This window comes from Enterococcus sp. AZ078 (assembly GCF_051714985.1).
Classification (GTDB): Bacteria; Bacillota; Bacilli; order Lactobacillales; family Enterococcaceae; genus Enterococcus_B; species Enterococcus_B hirae.
This window is the reverse complement of record NZ_JBIOSW010000001.1, coordinates 1,235,926-1,253,739: the sequence shown is the minus strand read 5'-3', so window position 1 is coordinate 1,253,739 and position 17,814 is coordinate 1,235,926. Positions and strand designations below refer to the sequence as shown.

At 37.6% G+C, this 17,814-nt stretch carries 18 protein-coding genes, 1 pseudogene and 1 riboswitch; of the genes and pseudogenes, 4 read left to right on the top strand and 15 right to left on the bottom strand.

The genetic code is table 11. The annotated features are described in order from the left end of the window. Together purS and purC are read right to left on the bottom strand one after the other, a co-directional pair. Positions 1-255, bottom strand: a complete 255-nt coding sequence (purS, locus tag IGJ18_RS05925) for a phosphoribosylformylglycinamidine synthase subunit PurS (RefSeq protein WP_010719384.1) — start codon at positions 253-255, stop codon at positions 1-3. A 14-nt stretch (positions 256-269) separates the two neighbouring features. Further along, positions 270-986 (bottom strand): phosphoribosylaminoimidazolesuccinocarboxamide synthase, encoded by a 717-nt coding sequence (gene purC, locus IGJ18_RS05920; RefSeq protein WP_438843009.1) that lies wholly within the window; start codon positions 984-986, stop codon positions 270-272. 261 nt (positions 987-1,247) lie between these two features. Between purC and IGJ18_RS05915 the strand changes: the two genes are divergently transcribed. Then, positions 1,248-1,625 carry a hypothetical protein gene (locus IGJ18_RS05915; protein WP_010737435.1) on the top strand — a complete coding sequence of 126 codons (378 nt, stop codon included), beginning with the start codon at positions 1,248-1,250 and terminating at the stop codon, positions 1,623-1,625. Positions 1,626-1,781: 156 nt separating this feature from the next. On the opposite strand, the gene purB is transcribed toward IGJ18_RS05915, so the two are convergent. The 4 genes and pseudogenes from purB to IGJ18_RS05895 form a co-directional block, all read right to left on the bottom strand. Beyond that, positions 1,782-3,089, bottom strand: coding sequence for an adenylosuccinate lyase (purB, locus tag IGJ18_RS05910; protein ID WP_010737434.1), 1,308 nt, complete (start codon positions 3,087-3,089; stop codon positions 1,782-1,784). A gap of 13 nt (positions 3,090-3,102) precedes the next feature. Next, the gene (gene purK, locus IGJ18_RS05905; RefSeq protein ID WP_172595681.1) at positions 3,103-4,227 is read right to left on the bottom strand and encodes a 5-(carboxyamino)imidazole ribonucleotide synthase; all 1,125 of its coding nucleotides are present in this window, start codon (positions 4,225-4,227) and stop codon (positions 3,103-3,105) included. Next, positions 4,220-4,708: a 5-(carboxyamino)imidazole ribonucleotide mutase gene (gene purE, locus IGJ18_RS05900; protein ID WP_010719389.1), complete on the bottom strand. Its 489-nt coding sequence runs from the start codon at positions 4,706-4,708 to the stop codon at positions 4,220-4,222. Before purE ends, purK begins: the two co-directional genes overlap by 8 nt. A gap of 106 nt (positions 4,709-4,814) precedes the next feature. Continuing rightward, positions 4,815-5,690 (bottom strand): annotated as a pseudogene (locus IGJ18_RS05895) (transposase); the annotation flags it as partial. A gap of 389 nt (positions 5,691-6,079) precedes the next feature. Between IGJ18_RS05895 and IGJ18_RS05890 the strand changes: the two are divergent. Then, positions 6,080-7,357, top strand: coding sequence for a hypothetical protein (locus IGJ18_RS05890; protein WP_034700362.1), 1,278 nt, complete (start codon positions 6,080-6,082; stop codon positions 7,355-7,357). 203 nt (positions 7,358-7,560) lie between these two features. Here IGJ18_RS05890 and IGJ18_RS05885 read toward each other — a convergent pair whose 3' ends face one another. The 6 genes from IGJ18_RS05885 to IGJ18_RS05860 all read right to left on the bottom strand — a co-directional run bounded on the left by IGJ18_RS05885 (position 7,561) and on the right by IGJ18_RS05860 (position 12,714). Then, complete coding sequence (locus tag IGJ18_RS05885; protein WP_010719392.1) at positions 7,561-8,871, bottom strand: nucleobase:cation symporter-2 family protein; 1,311 nt, start codon at positions 8,869-8,871, stop codon at positions 7,561-7,563. A gap of 2 nt (positions 8,872-8,873) precedes the next feature. After that, positions 8,874-9,455, bottom strand: a complete 582-nt coding sequence (locus tag IGJ18_RS05880) for a xanthine phosphoribosyltransferase (protein WP_010719393.1) — start codon at positions 9,453-9,455, stop codon at positions 8,874-8,876. A 151-nt stretch (positions 9,456-9,606) separates the two neighbouring features. After that, positions 9,607-9,704: riboswitch (purine riboswitch) on the bottom strand. Positions 9,705-10,026: 322 nt separating this feature from the next. Further along, positions 10,027-10,710 carry a hypothetical protein gene (locus IGJ18_RS05875; protein WP_010737428.1) on the bottom strand — a complete coding sequence of 228 codons (684 nt, stop codon included), beginning with the start codon at positions 10,708-10,710 and terminating at the stop codon, positions 10,027-10,029. Positions 10,711-10,732: 22 nt separating this feature from the next. Beyond that, the gene (locus IGJ18_RS05870; RefSeq protein ID WP_010737427.1) at positions 10,733-11,350 is read right to left on the bottom strand and encodes a glycoside hydrolase family 73 protein; all 618 of its coding nucleotides are present in this window, start codon (positions 11,348-11,350) and stop codon (positions 10,733-10,735) included. Positions 11,351-11,359: 9 nt separating this feature from the next. Continuing rightward, the gene (locus IGJ18_RS05865; protein WP_034700361.1) at positions 11,360-12,163 is read right to left on the bottom strand and encodes a M15 family metallopeptidase; all 804 of its coding nucleotides are present in this window, start codon (positions 12,161-12,163) and stop codon (positions 11,360-11,362) included. A 14-nt stretch (positions 12,164-12,177) separates the two neighbouring features. Beyond that, entirely contained in the window at positions 12,178-12,714 is a 537-nt protein-coding gene (locus IGJ18_RS05860; RefSeq protein ID WP_014834723.1) for a hypothetical protein, read from the bottom strand. A gap of 183 nt (positions 12,715-12,897) precedes the next feature. Here IGJ18_RS05860 and IGJ18_RS05855 point away from each other — a divergent pair, with 183 nt between their 5' ends. Next, entirely contained in the window at positions 12,898-13,851 is a 954-nt protein-coding gene (locus IGJ18_RS05855) for a Gfo/Idh/MocA family protein (protein WP_010737424.1), read from the top strand. A gap of 111 nt (positions 13,852-13,962) precedes the next feature. On the opposite strand, the gene IGJ18_RS05850 is transcribed toward IGJ18_RS05855, so the two are convergent. Continuing rightward, complete coding sequence (locus IGJ18_RS05850; RefSeq protein WP_010719399.1) at positions 13,963-14,916, bottom strand: aromatic acid exporter family protein; 954 nt, start codon at positions 14,914-14,916, stop codon at positions 13,963-13,965. A gap of 109 nt (positions 14,917-15,025) precedes the next feature. Here IGJ18_RS05850 and IGJ18_RS05845 point away from each other — a divergent pair, with 109 nt between their 5' ends. Continuing rightward, positions 15,026-15,619 (top strand): FUSC family protein, encoded by a 594-nt coding sequence (locus tag IGJ18_RS05845; RefSeq protein ID WP_010719400.1) that lies wholly within the window; start codon positions 15,026-15,028, stop codon positions 15,617-15,619. A 76-nt stretch (positions 15,620-15,695) separates the two neighbouring features. On the opposite strand, the gene IGJ18_RS05840 is transcribed toward IGJ18_RS05845, so the two are convergent. Both IGJ18_RS05840 and IGJ18_RS05835 read right to left on the bottom strand, forming a co-directional pair. Then, positions 15,696-17,183: a flotillin family protein gene (locus tag IGJ18_RS05840; RefSeq protein WP_010719401.1), complete on the bottom strand. Its 1,488-nt coding sequence runs from the start codon at positions 17,181-17,183 to the stop codon at positions 15,696-15,698. A 15-nt stretch (positions 17,184-17,198) separates the two neighbouring features. Then, positions 17,199-17,723 (bottom strand): NfeD family protein, encoded by a 525-nt coding sequence (locus tag IGJ18_RS05835; RefSeq protein ID WP_010719402.1) that lies wholly within the window; start codon positions 17,721-17,723, stop codon positions 17,199-17,201. Positions 17,724-17,814: the final 91 nt, after the last annotated feature.

The window sequence follows — 17,814 nt, the reverse complement described above, 5'->3', positions numbered from 1 at the left end:
CTAGATTTCCTCCAATTGTTCAATTTCATAACGATACGTTTCCATGTTGACGTTAGCTAATAGTTTGTCACAAATCCCTTCAATCGTTTCCTCTACTGCGCTAGCTTCTGCTGAAACTTGGATCTCAAAATATTTACCGATTCGGATATCTTCAACAGTTTCATATCCCAAACGATGGACCGCATTTTTCACTGCTTCTCCTTGAGGATCTAATACAGAATCTTTATAGGTGACATAAACTTTTACAAAATACATTTCATTTTCCCCTCTCATAAACCAGCTTGTGTTAAACGTGTCAAAACTTCTTGATATACTGGGACAATTTCCCCAATTTTCCGTCGATAAACATCTTTGTCCATGTGTTCGTTTGTTTTCAGATCCCATAATCGACAAGTGTCAGGCGAAATTTCATCCCCTAATACGATTTCGCCCGTAGCTGTCTTCCCAAATTCCAGTTTGAAATCAATTAACTGTAAATCGATTTTCTCAAATAGTTGGATTAACAAATGATTGATTTTTCTAGCCTGTTTCTTTAATTCAGTAATTTCATCTTCATCTGCAATTTGTAAAAACAGCACATGTTCATCATTGATAAATGGATCATCTAATTGATCGTCTTTGTAATAAAATTCGACAATTGGTGTGGGTAATTTTTGTCCTTCAGGAATTGCCAACCGTTTTGAAAAACTACCAGCTGCACTATTTCTGACTACCACTTCTAAGGGAAGAATATTTAATTTTTCCACTAATTGTTCGTCTTTTCCGATTTGTTGGATAAAGTGATTGGCAATCCCTTGTTCGGATAAATAATGGAAGACTTTACTTGTGATTTGATTGTTCAGTTCCCCTTTTCCATTTACTTGGTCTTTCATCAAGCCATTCAAAGCCGTAGCTTGATCCAAATATTCCACCCAAATCACCTGTTCATCTGAAGTATGGTACATTTTTTTGGCTTTTCCTTCATACAGCAAATCTTTCTGTTCCATTTCGACATCTCCTTAAATTCTTGACGATCACAACAAACATTATTTTTTTGTTCGTCTTTTCACTTTAAATTTTAACAAGTGTTTTTATCCTGTTCAATAAAAACATGTACATTTATAGCATTAAAATTGTCTAATGTTCGTGTTTAATCCAAAAATTCTTCCCTGGAAAAATAATAAGCGTTTACACCTATAATAATTGATGCTATAGTAGGATTAGAATGATTCTGGATATTTATTCAAGGAATTCAAGGAGGTAGCGAAATGGAAGAGGCCGCAGTTTGTGCCCAATGTTTTTTAATGGATTTATCGCCCGAGGAAACGTCACGTTTATATAATGACCTGTTGTCTATCAAAGATGTCTACTTATGTAATAAAGATACGAGTTTTTATACCTTCAGAAAAATCCGTCGTGCGGCAAAGCGCCATACTGAGTGCCGAAAGCGCACATTTGAATATCAAACATTTTCTGAACATCAACTCGTGATCAGTCAGATACACGAACAAAAATTATTCAAAAATCATTATCGTATCCAAGTCACTTATGATCAGCAAGAATTTGATTATACTTTTATCGAAGAATTATTGAGTTTGCTTCATACTAAACATTTTAACTATTCCGCTCAAGCCCTTTACGGATAGTTTTCTCATGCTATTATCAAGCAACATCCTGAAATGAATCAAAACAGCTAAAAAGAACCCCGACCAGTTGAGTTATCAGTGTCAAGGTTCTTTTTTATTACATATCAGTAAAAGAGTGGCTGCTTCTAGCAATCCGAAGCAAGCCACTCATTTTGATTATTTGTCTTTTTCTCCTAAACCAACACGGTCAAAGATCACATCCACATTTTTCAAGTGATGATGGTAGTCAAATGCGTCATCGATCTCTTCTTTTGTTAAAACAGAAGTAACCGTTGGATCCTCTTCAAGTAAAGGTCTAAATTGAACTTGATGATCCCATGCATAAGCTGTTTTAGGTTGAACCAAGTCGTAAGCTTCTTCTCTGGTCATACCTTTGTCAATCAGTTTCAACATCACACGTTGACTATAGATCAAGCCAAAAGTAGCTTCCATGTTACGTTTCATATTCTCAGGAAAGACCGTCAGATTTTTTACGATATTTCCAAAACGATTCAACATATAGTCCAATAAAATTGTTGTATCAGGTAAAATGATTCGTTCTGCTGACGAATGAGAGATATCTCTTTCATGCCACAACGAAACATTTTCATAGGCTGTGACCATATGACCACGAATCACTCGAGCAAGTCCAGCCATGTTTTCTGAACCGATTGGGTTTCGTTTATGAGGCATTGCTGAAGACCCTTTTTGTCCTTTAGCGAAGAACTCTTCTACTTCTCTCGTTTCTGATTTTTGCAAACCACGGATTTCTGTTGCAAAACGTTCGATGCTGGTAGCAATCAATGCCATAGTCGCAAAGTACTCTGCGTGGAGATCACGTGGGAGCACTTGCGTAGAGATCTCTTGCGGACGAATCCCTAATTTTTCACACACATATTCTTCAATAAATGGCGGAATGTTCGCAAATGTTCCTACCGCTCCTGATATCTTACCTGCTTCAACACCTTTGGCTGCATGCTCAAAACGTTCAATATTTCGTTTCATTTCTGAATACCAAGTAGCTAATTTCAAGCCAAATGTCGTTGGTTCAGCATGAACGCCATGCGTTCTTCCCATCATCACTGTGTACTTATGTTCTTTAGCTTTTTCACCAATAATTGCCGTAAAACGTTTCAAATCATCTCGTAAAAGATCATTTGCTTGTTTGATTTGATAGCCATAAGCTGTATCCACGACATCAGTACTCGTTAAGCCGTAGTGGACCCACTTACGTTCTTCGCCTAATGTTTCAGAAACTGCTCGAGTAAAGGCAACAACGTCGTGACGTGTTTCCTTTTCAATTTCCAAAATACGTTCAATATCAAAAGATGCATGTTCACGAATTTTTTTGACATCTTCTTTAGGAATTTCTCCTAATTCTGCCCATGCTTCGTCAGCTAAAATTTCTACCTCCAGCCAAGCTTGGTATTTGTTTTGTTCTGTCCAGATATTGCCCATTTCAGGTCGTGTATAACGTTCTAACATCAATTTTTCTCCTTTAATCCCAAATATTGGTTTTCTTTATTTCATCCAAAGTTTGTTGAATGTCTTCAGTTACGATAGTAATATGCCCCATTTTACGACCCTTTTTCGCTTGTGCTTTCCCATAAAAATGAAATTGCCAATCTGGTTTTTTATCGATCAAATGATAGCTTTCTAATAACTGCTCGCCCAATACATTGACCATCACTGCCTCACTCAATAAACGGACTTTTTTACTTAATGGCCAACCACATATTCCCCGAATATGGGCATCAAATTGACTCATCGAGCATGCTTCAATGGAGTAATGTCCCGAGTTGTGAGGTCGTGGTGCTAATTCATTCACATATAAACCACCAGTTTTTGTTAAAAACATTTCAATGCAAAGTACGCCAGATAAGCTCATTCCTTCAGCGATGACTCGAGCAATCCGCTCTGCTTCTTCAACAACCTCATCAGCGATTGCTGCTGGCGCAATCGTTTCATGTAAAATGTTGTTACGGTGGATATTTTCAACCACTGGAAATGTACTATAATCCCCTTGTCCGTTTCCAGCAACTAAGATCGAGATTTCTTTTTCAAAGGGAATCCATGCTTCCAATACACAGGTCCCTTCCCTTAGTAAATCCATTGCTGGCGCAAGGTCTGCCCGACTTTTCAAGACGTATTGTCCCTTGCCGTCATATCCACCTCGTGTCGTTTTCAACACACAAGGATAACCAATACCATCAATGGCATCTTGAATATCGGTTGGACTTACAATTGTCGCATAAGGGGCAATAACGATATTATTCGTTTCTAAAAAAGATTTTTCTAAAAGACGATCTTGGGTGATCGCTAATAAATCAGTTCCTTGAGGAATAAACGACATAGAGGAAATGGCATTTAATGCTTCCACACTGACGTTTTCAAATTCATACGTGATAACATCTGTTCGTCTAGCAAGTTCTTCCAATGCAAAAGTATCATCGTATGTTCCTTGAATATACCAATCAGCTACTTGAGCTGCTGGACAATTCGTTACAGGATCAAGAACCCCGACTTTAAAGCCCATTTCTTTTGCACTGATCGCCATCATCCGTCCTAATTGTCCGCCACCGACAATTCCGATTGTTGATCCAGGCAACAAAGGTTTAACCAAGTTGATCACTACTTTCTATCACAGTTTCAGCTAACATTAACCGTCTTTTCGCTAACTTAGCCTCCAACTTTAAATCATACATTGAAAGCATCTCAACCGCAAGTAGTCCAGCGTTAATTGCCCCCGCTTTTCCAATCGCCGTCGTTGCCACAGGAACACCACCAGGCATCTGGACAATAGATAATAGCGAATCTAATCCGTTCAATGTTCGTGTTTGTACCGGAACGCCAATTACTGGTAAGGTTGTTTGAGAAGCCACCATTCCTGGCAGATGAGCGGCTCCACCTGCTCCAGCAATGATCACTTTGATTCCCCTTGCTCGTGCTTCTTTGGCATACTGAAACATCAAATCAGGTGTACGATGCGCAGAGACGACTTTCTTTTCATAAGCCACCTCAAACTCTTCTAGAATCTCGCAAGTATTTTTCATCGTTTCCCAATCAGATGTACTCCCCATAATTACCGCAACCTTGATTGTCATACATTTCTCCTTTCTCTACTTTCACATTCATATTTTAGCAATCGGTTTTTTTGATGTCAAAGAATTTTCGAATATTATAAAGATTTTAAGCTTTAATATTCGGTATTTATATCAGCGAAAAAACGAGAGTGAGACAATCGTTCTTTCTCAAAAAGAAAATAAGTTCGATTTTGATGTTTATTGTCAAAATCGAACTTATTTTTGTTATGCGCACTTTCCTCTCCATATATTTTCCTAATTTTCTTAAATTTAATGCCATCAGTGCCAAACCAATACCAATCGTTGCTCCTTGTTTTCCACGTAAATGAAAACGATGGAACACCAAGCTAGCCTTTAGATATCCGAACGCGGGTTCGACATCCATTTTTCGTTTCCGATAAATCGAACCAGTTTTCTCCTCTAGAAGCTTTTTTCTGCATTCTGCTTTGAAATAGCGCCAATTATTATTTACTTGAATTTTTCGCTTTTGTTCACTTTTCGCACGCGTACATTGACGACGGACTGGACAGTTCCGACAATCCTTACATTCATAGATTTTGAAATCTCGAATAAAGCCACCTTTATCTATTCTGCGACTATAATTTTTGAACGGTACCGGACGATTCGCTGGGCAAATATAGGTGTCTTATTCTTCAAAATAACGCCAATTCTCCACGTTAAACGGATTCTCCTTGTCCTTCTTTTTATTTTCTTTGTGGTAACTTCCATAGGTAATCAAGGGGGTTTTATGTAAAACATCGTTGATATACATGTAAATTTCTTCGCTACCATACCCTGCATCTGCCACAATGTACTCCGGCAACTCCTTATGTTGGTCTAAAAAACTATCTAAAAATGGCTTCAATGTTTTGGTGTCTGTGGGATTCGGAAATAATTCATAGCTAAAAACATACTGATTTTCGGTGGCGATTTGTAAATGATAACCTGGTTTGCGCTGTCCATTTCGCATATAATCGTCTTTCATCCGCATAAAGGTAGCATCAGTAAATATTCTACATCTAGTGGTAAAGTTGTTTGGTTGATGGTATTTTTTTTAAACATAAAGCACACTCCTTTGATTTTTGTTTAAGCACTTGAATCATACAAGGTTGTGTGCTTTTTGTGTGCCTTAAAATCAAAAAAAATGGGACAATAATCAGATTTTTTTTGACTATTGTCCCACTCTCTAATCTTAGTATGTTTTTGTAAATGGAAACAATAAATTTCGTGGGAACTATCATATCCTTTGTATAGATTTATGTAATTATCCATTATACAAGTAGAAGAAAAGAGTAGTTTTTCATCTTTTCCTAACAAAAGAAATTATTAGAATATAACAATAATCTTAACGTGTTAAGATTGAACTATGAATAAAAATAGAGGAGTGAAGAGATGAAAGAATGGTATGAAGGGTTTTACTTTACAAAAGATGAGATTAACAGTCAAAGAAAAATAACTGAAAAAGCAAAACAAGCCCTTAATGTGAAACATGAATATTCATCAGCGAGCAAAGTGGCGAAAGAAAACTACGAAAAAGAAAATAAATGCTTGGAATATATGATAAGTCATCATCAAGAAGAAAAGGATCAACCAGCATTTAGCGCAAAAGAATTAGATGAAGCAAAAGTACAAGTGAATAAATTGGAAATGCAGCATGCTCGGATATCCGATCCTTTTGGCAATGAAGCATTAAAAATATCAGAAAAACTTAAATATGCCAAAAACAGATACAATCATATGGAAAACATAAATAAACCCAAAGTACAACGACAGCAAAAAGCGAAAGAGGAAAAAAATGCAGCGGCTAATTTGGACGCGTTACAAGCAAAGAGAGAACAAAGAGGAGAACCTGATGATAAAAAAATTAAGGTGTATATGGACAATTTTAAAAAGTCAAACAACCAGTTAGAAGCAAAATACAATAACTTAACGACTAACAGTCCTGATAAAAATGGAAAACTCAAAGAAAACCAATTTGAGGAAATCACAAACACTGTGCAGTATGTTAAAGATAATAAACATAAAATGTCCCTGCTAGATAAAAAAGAGTCTAGAATCCAAGATAAATTAAGTAATGAAACAGAGAGCCGAAAGAACATAAAAAATCAAATAAATGAAATAGATAATTCGTCATTTTTCAATAAAATTATAGTGTATTTTACAGGAGAGAAGAGAGATTTAACGAAAAAATTAGACACAAAAGATCAAAATATAGTAACTTATAATAAAGAATTGAGTACGATATCTGTAGATAAAGCAGCATATATAATGGAGAGTGAAGCAGCAATAGATAAAATGTTACCCATAAGTCAAGAAAAACAGGCTGAGCTTAATGCTTTAAAAACGAATCTCAAAACTTTGATGAATGAGGTGAATCATTTATCTAAAAATACACAAGTAACCCAACAAATTGATCCCAAATTCAAGGATGATTTGACAAACTTAGAAAATTCGAATAAAATACTTTCGGAAAAAATTAATAATTCAATAAACATAGTTCAAAATTTAGCTGACCAAAAAAAGGAATTTGCAACAATGAGGGGTCAAAGTACATTTATTGATCTAAAAGAAAATGCGAAGGAAAAACAAAGTGAAATTGTAAGTCAAGGGAAACAAACTGAAAAAAGTAAACAACCAGATAAATCAGAGCGGGGTTCCTCTTTTGCATAGCATAAATAGCATATAATAGGTATAGAATATTGATTTTAGCGTATACATAAAGAAATAAACTAGAACGAGGTTGAGACAAAGGTATTTAGCGTCAAGAAATAAGCAGGAATTTCCAAAATTTGCTTTTCAACTTTTTGGTCAATCCCTGCTTATTTTTCGAAGATGTTACTTTTGTCTCAGTCTCATTTTTAGGACGATTCAAGTTATTTTTTTGCTAATGCTTCTTCAATAATCTCTTCATCTTTTTTCAACCCGTTAAAAATAAGATTCAAAACGATCGCTGTCACGCTACTCATGACGATCCCATTCCCCGTAAACATTTGAACTGTTGGGGGTAATTGGCTAAATAAAGTCGGCATAATATTGAATCCTAAGCCAAAACCAATCGAAACAGCAGTAATCAAGAGATTTTTGTCATTCGTAAAATCAACTTCCATCAACATCCGAATACCTTGAACAGCAACCATCCCAAACATGACCAACATGCCGCCACCTAGAACTGGCTCTGGAATGATTTGTGCCAAAGCACCTATTTTAGGAAATAATCCAAGAATAATCAAAAAAATTGCAGAGAAATAAATTGGCTTTCTTGTCTTGATACCAGAAAGTTGGACTAGCCCAACATTTTGAGAAAAACCAGTGTAAGGGAATGTATTGAAAATCCCACCTAAAATAACCGCCAGACCTTCGGCACGATAGCCTTTTTTCAATTCTTCTTCGCCCACTTTTTGTCCAGTGATATCCCCTAGCGCAAAGTAAACACCTGTTGACTCTACCATACTCACAATAGAAATAATGATCATCAACAAGATCGACCAGACATCAAAAGTTGGTTTTCCAAAATAAAAAGGTTGAGGCACGTGAAAAACAGGTGCTTGACCAATCGCACTTAAATCCACCATTCCCAGTACAGCAGCTAAAATACTCCCGCCAACTAAACCGATCAGTACAGCAATCGAGCGAACAAACCCTTTAGCTAACATTTGTACTCCGACGATCAGTGCAATTGTAACGAAAGCTAGCAATAAATTGGTTTGATTTCCAAAATTAGTCGCAGATGAATCGCCACCGCCCATTTTTTCGATTGCAACTGGAATCAACGTCAATCCAATCACGGTAATGACTGTCCCAGTCACGATCGGTGGAAATAAACGTTTGATCTTTGAGAAAAATCCAGACACTAAAACAACAAAAATACCAGAAGCGATAATCGAACCATAAATTGCCCCAACACCTTGGTCGCTCCCAATAAGGATCAGTGGTGCAACTGCTTGAATGGCACAACCTAAAACAACTGGCAACCCAATACCAAAAAAACGATTAACCGTCAATTGTAATAATGTTGCTAAGCCACACATAAAAATATCAATCGAGATCAAGTACGTCATTTGCTCTTGATTAAACCCTAGTCCCGTACCGATCAGCAATGGAACAGCAACTGCCCCAGCATACATTGCTAAGAGATGTTGTAAACCTAGTACTGCGGCTTGGCCATTTTTTGTTTCTTTCTCCACCTTTATGCATCCTCCTCAAGAAATTCAACTTGTCCGTTGGATAATGCCGCAATTCGTGCCAATGAAACAACTTTCAAGCCCATTTCTTCTAATAGCTGACGGCCATCTTGGAACGATTTTTCAATCAGGATGCCGATCCCTTCGACTCCTGCACCTGCTTGGCGGCACAATTCAACCAACCCTTTCGCCGCTTGACCGTTCGCTAAGAAATCATCAATGATTAAAACCTTGTCCTCTGCAGATAAAAATTTACGAGAGATAGAAATCGTACTAGTCACTTGTTTTGTAAAGGAATAAACAGAAGTAGTCAACAATTCTTCATCCATCGTCAAGCTTTTGGCTTTTCTGGCAAAAATCATTGGTACATTTAATGTCTGTGCCACAAATAAAGCTGGTGCAATTCCAGAAGCTTCAATCGTTACCACTTTAGTGATTCCTTGATCTTTGAAAACTTCCGCAAATCGTTGGCCTATTTGTTCCATTAATACCGGATCCACTTGATGCGTCACAAAGCTATCTACTTTTAAGACGCCTTCACCTAGCACACGGCCATCTTTTTGAATACGTTCCACTAATTCTTTCACTTTATTTTCCCCTTTTTCATTTATTGATATCAAAGCTAACCACTATTCGACCTCATGGATCACCCTTTCAAGGTTTCAAGCTCGTGCGAAATACGCAAAAATGCCTGCTTTTTAAACAAAAAAACCCTTTTACTAAATAAGTAAAAAGGGTGCAAGACACTCTTTCACTTATAGTCCAGCATTTACGGTGCTGGCTAGAAACTGTCATCCTTATCATGACGATATATAAGTGGGCTATATCACTACGTTCCTTCGATCCTCTTAAGAAACAAAATAATGATCTATTTTGCTCAAGTAGTCTAGAAGTAGCTTTAATAAAATATGTTTGATTGATTCAAGCATTTATAATCGTTGGTTGGCACTTTCAATGTTAGCTATTGTTCCAAACGATGAAAACAGTTTAACATCTGTTTCAGAAAGTGACAACCAACTTTCACTATTTTTTTCTAAAATCTAATATTTTTGATCTCATTCAGCAAGGTTGTTCGGTATTTCTGACAGAAATAAAGAGAAAAAAGAGAATTTACGTGAGTGCCACGATTTTTTCTCTTTTTTGACTTGTTTTTGATTTTTATGATTCCTCTTGCTTTTCAAGTTGTCGATACTTTTCCATTTTACGACTAAATAATTCCCCGTTACTTGGAGGAGTATAGGTAATAGCGTTCGCTCCAGCTTTGATCGTATCCAAGATGCTTTGATCTGTTGGACCACCAGTAGCAATAATCGGTAGTTCCGGATACTTTTCTCGGAAAAATTTTACCGTTTCAGTTGTTTCTTTCCCTGCACTGATATTGATGATCGTAATACCTGCTGCCAATTTTTCATCGATTTCTGTATATTTCGATGTCACTGTACTAATCACTGGGATATCCACTGCACGACAAACTTCTTGAACTGTTTCAAGTGGTGTGGGTGCATTTAAAACGACTCCTAACGATCCTTGCGCTTCAGCGAATAAGCTCATGTAAGAAGAGCGCGTGCCTTGCGTTAGACCACCCCCAACGCCTGAAAAGACTGGAATGTCTGCTGCTTCGATAATACTTTTAGTGATTGCAGGATGCGGAGTAAATGGGTACACAGCAATCACGGCATTTGCATTTGTATTACGGACAATTGCTATATCAGTAGTAAAAATAATCGATCGGATCAGTTTTCCAAAAATCTTAATACCACTTGCCTCCATAATGACCTCAGGTACTCTAACGATATCTTTTCGTAGCTCGGTCATAATTTCAGGGGTAAATTGCTCTGCCATCTTGCCACTCCCTTTTTCATAGTTATTGATCATATTGATCCAAGTGATAGGTTTCAATGACTTGGATAATTTTTTGTGCGTAGGAAGGGTCAGTTGCGTAGCCTGCGTCTTGCAGTGCTTGGGCAGCTTCACGATAGTTCGTAGCCGTGATCACTTTTTCATATAATGCTGGATTCCAATCTACCCCATTCACAAAAAGTTGTGTGTGAGAGTCCATCGATTGTTCCCATGAATCATACACACGAAAATCTCCTTGGATCGTGACCCATTCTTCATTCACAAATTCCTTTGTTTCTAAATTGACCTTTTTTTGATCACCATATGCTTTAATTCCAAAAAGATTATTGTATTGACTGGCTAACGTACTCTCGCCCCAGTTTGATTCAAGAATTGCCTGACCTAAAATGATACTTGGGAGAACGCCATAGCCGGTTTGTAATTCTTTCGCATGAGGAGCTAATCGATCAATAAATTGTTGATGTGTTTGTGCCTCATTGTTATTCTGTTCTTGCCCAACAAGAGGCGCTGACAAGCCTCGTAAAGAGAGAACAAAAGCTATCATCAACAATATTCCACCAAAAATCACAGCAATCAAGCGTAATGAATTACGTTTTTGTTTCTTCCATTTTTTTTTGGCCATTCACTACTCCTATTTCTTTTGTAATTGTTCTAAGTATTCTTCTAATGTGATATCATGTTTCGAAATATAGGCCGCACTTTCTTCTCCAACATAACGTAGGTGCCATGGTTCATACGTGATTTTTGTAATATCTTGACGATCTTTAGGATAACGTATGATAAATCCATATTTAGGCGCATTTTCAGCAATCCATTTTGCCCCTGGTTGATCTCCATAACTTGCCTCTAAAAGCTGTGAAGGATAATTATTATACCAATTTTCATCCACTACATCGACCGCTAAGCCTGTATGATGTTCGCTATGTCCAGGGACGGTGATCGTTTGTTTCGTGATCGCTGTCGCCTCTTCCTCTGAAACATGTTGACTACTCATCACTTCTTGGACATTTTGTGTAAACACCTGTTGCTGTGCTGCAACCGAACGATATGCGGAGACCATCACTAAAGGAAAACCTGCAGATTGTGCTGCTTTCGCAAAATCTTCATAATGGGATTCGATACGTTTATCGATCAAATAACCATTGGGCAGTGATGCCAGCTGCGTGTCTTCATTGATTTCTTTTTCGATTTTATGATCAGGTCCTACCAAGACAAGATCCCAATCGGTCGGTTGAACTTTTGGTAGATCTTCACTTTTTTTGGTAGAATCCTTCACTTTAGTTTCTTTGGAACTCTTTGTTGTCTGTTTGGTTACTTGTTCAGTTGTTTGATTTTCTGCTTGGACGTCAGATTTCATGTGTTGCTCGCTTACAAAGATGTACCCCATTGCGGCAACCATGATCACAACTGCTCCAAACCCTAAAACTTTATTCACTCTTAAAAATCCTCTCATTCCTTTTTATGCTCATTTTTTTCATGAACATAGGTTTCTTCCAAATTCTCGTTTACCCAATCCAACAGTTCCAATTTCTCGCCTTCGATCTGTCTTTGAACGTCTGCGGGTAATCGAAAGTTCAAGATGTCGTCATAACCCCATTCATCATAATTAATACTTACCTTCAAGTCAAGGAACCCTGTAAGATATTGATCGTTTTTTAATGGAATCAATTCGACTTTGGCAGGACCATCCGTTAACCATTTTTGAGCGATTCTCGTTTTGATTTGTTTATACTCTGCCACTGCAGTCGTCCTTTTTTCAGGGAAAATGATCGTTTGTCGTAAAATCTTTTGCGTAAGCATCCATTCATAATCAGTAAACAGGTTTTTGATTTTCTGCATGGTTTCAGATGGAAGGTTCTTCTCTCCTCGTTTCCAGCCTTCCCACTGCGCTTCGTCAATTACTAAATAGTCCTCTAAAAAATTCTTTTCTGTTGCGTACTGTTCCAGTAATACACTAAGAATCAAATCAACATAAACTTGATGCATAAAAGTTTCCCCCTCTACTCATTTTACTTAAATTTCAAAAAAATTCACTACGGCTTTACTTTTTCTTATTAAAGTACTCTAACACAAATTTTAACGATTCATTTGGTATAATTAAACAAGGACAATGGCATTTTTTCATTTCATTCACTATATTAAATATAACACGAGAAGGAGTTTTGAAGTATGAAAAAGTATCAATGGGGAATCATTGGCTTAGGAAATATTGCACATGAGTTTGCGGAACATTTTGACCAAGAAACAAGCGAGTTGGCAGCAGTTGCTTCACGAACAATAGATAAAGCAGAAGCATTTGCACAACGCTATCATATTCCTAAAGCATATGGTAGTTATCAAGAAATGCTTAATGACCAAGAAATCGATATTATTTATATTGCCGTTCCCAATCGTCAACATAGTCAACATATCATGGAAGCATTAGCAGCGAATAAGCATGTTTTATGTGAAAAAGCGATCACCATGAATAAAAAAGAACTGACCGAAGCAATGAAATTAGCAGAAGAAAAGAATCTAGTGTTAGCAGAAGCGATGACGATTTTCAATATGCCATTGTATCAACAGTTACGTTCTTTGATCGATACAAACAAGCTTGGGGCATTAAAAATGATTCAAGCACCATTTGGCAGCTATAAAGATCCCGACCCAACCAATCGCTTTTTCAATCCTGAATTAGCTGGTGGTGCTTTATTAGATATTGGGACATATGCCGTCTCGTTTGCTCGTTTCTTTTTGAGCTCTCAACCAGAAGTTATTGCATCAACAATGGTACCATTTGAAACAGGTGTGGATGAACAGTCAGTGACTATTTTAAGGAATAAAGAAAATGAGTTAGCAACGATCAGTCTGACTTTCCAAGCCAAAATGCCTAAAGTGGGAATCGTTGCCTTTGAAGAAGGCTATATCACCATCACCGATTACCCTCGTGCGGATCGTGCGGAGATCATCTTCAATGACGGGACAAAAGAATGGATCGAAAGCGGCAGCACCGCGCAAGCCATGAATTATGAAATCGAAAATATGGTCAAAACTATTAAAGGCGAACTCCCTAACCGTTCGTTGTTTCTGACCCACGATGTCATCGAGATCCTTGATGGGATGCAAAAACTTTGGCAAAAATAAGCTCCTTGAAATAAGCTGGAATTTTTCAAAACATGAAAAGCTGTTTAAGCAACGGAGACATCCCCAATGCTTAAACAGCTTCTCTTTATTTCATTCATTGAACTGAATAATTTAACCAATCGATTGTTGCGAAAATTCCGCTTTGATTTCAATAAAGCTCTTAAAGGATTGCAAAAATTGAAACAATTCTGCTCGATCTTCAAATTCTAAACGTTCTTTGGGCATAGCCATGTCCCGATATAGTTCGTAGACTTCTTCAATCCGCTTCAATAATTCTTTCCCATCATTCTTTTCAGAAAAAGTTTCTGCAGTATAAACCAACAAGCCGTAAATATGCTTGCCATAAGGAACCGGATCTTGGATTCGATCCAGATTTCCCTGCATATCTTTGATCACATTGATTTGGGTTCGACGCATTGAAAAATACGTTTCATAGTATTGCGTTTGTTTCACCCAGTAATTCTCTTGGTACTTCCTAGCATCGCTCTGACTTTCTCTTACGAAAGCCAACAATTTATCACAAAGCAGTTGATTGCTAGTATTTCTTCCAGTCAGTAGGAAATCAGCCATGTTGTTTAAAATGATACGAAACTCTTCTTCGATCAATTGTTGATTTTTTTGTAGCTGTTTTTTGATATCCGGCATATAGATATTCGCTACTAGTGCAAAAAAAACACCGATAGCCATTAAACTTGCTGCATTACCGATCAACGACCAACTCATATTTTTTTCACTTAAATAGTGTGTGACTAGCACAGAATTTACGACAATTCCATCCGTCAATTTTAACCCAACAGTCAGAGGAATAAACAGTAGTAGGAACAAGCCAAACCCCAAGATCGTATAATCAAAAATAAAAAAACTAATAAAAGCAATCACAGTCGCTAAAATAAATGCCGCAATCCTTAACATCCCAGTTCTTAAAGTTGAACGTTTCGTGTTGCCCACACTTAACAAAGCAATGATTCCTGCTGAAGGCCAAAACAATAATGAAAACATTTGGGCGGTAACCATGGACAACATACTACTAACCACTGTTTTCACGGTCCTCATTCCGATACGCATAAGCAACCCCTCTCTTTTCTTAGAATTATACTAAAAGACTTAGCTAAAAACTAGCAATCTCTTTAAAAGTTCGTTATCCTATTAAAAAGGACTAAAAGGAGAATAAGCGATGGAATTTGGCCGTTTTCGTTTAGGAATGCGAACAATAAAAAGCGCATTAGCAGTTTTTTTATGTATTTTATTTTTCCACGTCACTGATCGAGGACTACCGATGATCGCTGCATTGTCAGCTGTTTTTTCCTTGCGCCAAGATTTAACCACTACTGTTTCCTTTGGTCGTTCAAGAATCATTGGCAATTCAATCGGCGGCTTTCTCGGAATCATCTATTTTTTAGTAAAGAACTATTTTCACAATGATTTTTTAGTGGAATTATTTCTGCTGCCGGTTCTAGTGGTCATCGTCATCGTGGTATCTGACGGAATCAATAATAATTCTGGGATCATCTCAGCAATCGCCACTTTGTTGTTGATTGCCCTGAGCGTTCCTCAAGGCGAATCCTCTTTATATGCGATCCAACGAGTCTTAGACACATTCATTGGAACCTTTATCGCCATCGGAATCAATTTCTTTCTCCGTCCACCTGAGACAGAAAAGAAAGAAGAGCTTGTAGAAGACTTAGTTGAGCTGCAAAAAAAAGAAGCGTTGCTTAGAGAAAATTTGGCAGAAGTCGAAGAACAGATCAAAAAACACAAAAATAGCTAATACATAAATAAACAAACCAGTCTCTTCAACATGAAAGAAACTGGTTTGTTTATTTTTCTAACTAATTTAGCGATAATTATTCTGCTTGATCGGGTTGTTCCCCGTTTTCATAGAGATTAACTTGTTTCATCGTTCCACGATTAGAAAGATTTTCGATAATGTCTTTGATATCTAATCCTGTTGTTTCTTTCAACGTTTCTTGAGTGGAAGCTAAGAGATTGGTAGCATAGTTAGTCACCCGATTTGCTCCGCCATTTTCGCTTGACCCGTTACTGGTATCAACCACTGAAATTTTCTCAATGTTTCCTAATGGTTGTGCTGCTTCTTTCATTAATTGTGGTAACATCTCGATTACCATACTCAAGACCGCTGCTTCACCATATTCTTTGAACGCATCTGCGATTTTGGCTTTGGCTTCAGCTTCGGCCGCTCCTTTGGCTAAAGTCGCTTCCGCTTCCGCTTGACCAGCTAATCGGGTTTTATTGGCTTCGGCTTGTGCCAGTGCTTCAACGCGAAATTGTTCAGCTTCGGCTTCAGTTACTTCTTTTACCTTTTGAGCTTGTGCTTCTTGTTCTTTGGCATAACGATCCGCATCGGCTTTTTTCTTCACTTCTGAATCGTATTGTTTCTCACGACGAATGATTTCTTTTTCTTCTAATTCAATTTGTTTTTGTCGTTCAATGACTTTTACTTCCATTTCTTGTTCAACAACATGTTGTTGCGCCCGAGCGCTTTCCAAGTTATAGGCTTGGTCTGCTTTGGCTTTTGCAATATCTTGTTCTTGCTTGTAAGAAGCTAGTTTTAATTCTTTTTCTTTGATTGATTCTGCAATTTCCGTTTGTCTTTGTAGTTCCGCTGCTTGAGAATCTTTTTCAGCTTCTGCTTTTTTAATACGTGTTTCTTTTAACGCTTCTGCTTCCGCAATATCTGCGTCACGTTTCACTTGGGCGATCCGTGGTTTCCCTAAAGAATCTAAGTAACCGTTTTTATCACGAACTTCTTTGATCGTAAACGAAACAATGATCAATCCCATTTTCGCTAAATCAACAGATGCCACTTCTTGAACGCTTTGACTAAATTTGTCGCGGTTTTGATAAATTTCTTCTACAGTCATCGAACCCAAAATGGAACGAAGATGCCCTTCCAAAACTTCTCTTGCTTCATTTTCAAGTTCCTCACGTGTTTTACCTAGAAACTGCTCTGCAGCAGTCGCAATCTCTTCCACTGAAGAACCAATCTTGATGATCGAGGTGCCATCACACATCACTGGTACCCCTTGTTCAGTATAGACTTCTGGCGTCGAAACATCTAACTTGCTTGACAAGAGACTGATCCGATTCGAGCGTTGGAAAACTGGTAAAACAAATGCCCCGCCACCACGAACGATTTTGATTTTATTATTACTTTCATCTGCGTGGACATTTTTACTGCCTAAATAACTCCCGCTAATAATTAATGCTTCATCTGGTTTGGCAGTTTGATATTTTGCTACAAAGACGATCAGTAACATTAAAATGATCAAGACTGCAATAGCAATTGCGATATAAACCCCTGATATTTCCATTTCTTATACACTCCTTCATATTTTTAGCATGCCTTCATAAGGCGTTACATAACAAACTCTTTCTTTTACTTCAATGATCAAGACCTGTTCCCCTTGCTTAGCTGGTGAACTTTGTGGGGCATAAAAGCATGCAGGTCGCGTAATCGAACCAGTCACACTTTTTAATTGGATCTCTCCCATCCCTTTTAATGGTATGGGTGTAACTACGATCGCCATCTGTCCTTCAAGAGTTTTTTCTGATGCCGACAACGTACTTTCAGCATTTTTCATCGGCATTCGGACATAAAAATTGAGCAAAAACACTAAAACAGTTGCAATCGCCCCACTTGAAATCAATAGAAACAGCGAATCTAATTCTGTTAAGCGCTCTCCTAAATACCCAAACAGGCTGGTAAAAGTTAGCCAAGGGACTATGAGTATCGGGTCAATTGGACCATCGAAATCAAAAATATCTCCAAAGACTAGCAGAAAAACTGCAATCCCCGCACAAGTTAAAAGTGTATACCAATAAATCGTCTCTAATGCCACCCCTCCAATCATGTAATCGCCTCCTCCTCTGTTTTGTTCTATCATACCAATAGAATAACTTTCTGTATAGTTTGATCGATAATTTTGTTTTACCAATTTCCCA

Bases quoted from the DNA above. Each gene is read 5' to 3' on its own strand.
- purS (WP_010719384.1), bottom strand. From the start codon at position 255: ATGTATTTTGTAAAAGTTTATGTCACCTATAAAGATTCTGTATTAGAT.
- purE (WP_010719389.1), bottom strand. From the start codon at position 4,708: ATGACAATCAAGGTTGCGGTAATTATGGGGAGTACATCTGATTGGGAA.
- IGJ18_RS05845 (WP_010719400.1), top strand. From the start codon at position 15,026: ATGGAATTTGGCCGTTTTCGTTTAGGAATGCGAACAATAAAAAGCGCA.
- IGJ18_RS05840 (WP_010719401.1), bottom strand. From the start codon at position 17,183: ATGGAAATATCAGGGGTTTATATCGCAATTGCTATTGCAGTCTTGATC.
- IGJ18_RS05875 (WP_010737428.1), bottom strand. From the start codon at position 10,710: ATGGCAGAGCAATTTACCCCTGAAATTATGACCGAGCTACGAAAAGAT.
- purC (WP_438843009.1), bottom strand. From the start codon at position 986: ATGGAACAGAAAGATTTGCTGTATGAAGGAAAAGCCAAAAAAATGTAC.
- purB (WP_010737434.1), bottom strand. From the start codon at position 3,089: ATGTTAGAACGTTATACACGACCTGAAATGGGCAATATCTGGACAGAA.
- IGJ18_RS05890 (WP_034700362.1), top strand. From the start codon at position 6,080: ATGAAAGAATGGTATGAAGGGTTTTACTTTACAAAAGATGAGATTAAC.
- IGJ18_RS05835 (WP_010719402.1), bottom strand. From the start codon at position 17,723: ATGATTGGAGGGGTGGCATTAGAGACGATTTATTGGTATACACTTTTA.
- IGJ18_RS05915 (WP_010737435.1), top strand. From the start codon at position 1,248: ATGGAAGAGGCCGCAGTTTGTGCCCAATGTTTTTTAATGGATTTATCG.
- IGJ18_RS05850 (WP_010719399.1), bottom strand. From the start codon at position 14,916: ATGCGTATCGGAATGAGGACCGTGAAAACAGTGGTTAGTAGTATGTTG.
- IGJ18_RS05855 (WP_010737424.1), top strand. From the start codon at position 12,898: ATGAAAAAGTATCAATGGGGAATCATTGGCTTAGGAAATATTGCACAT.
- IGJ18_RS05870 (WP_010737427.1), bottom strand. From the start codon at position 11,350: ATGGCCAAAAAAAAATGGAAGAAACAAAAACGTAATTCATTACGCTTG.
- IGJ18_RS05860 (WP_014834723.1), bottom strand. From the start codon at position 12,714: ATGCATCAAGTTTATGTTGATTTGATTCTTAGTGTATTACTGGAACAG.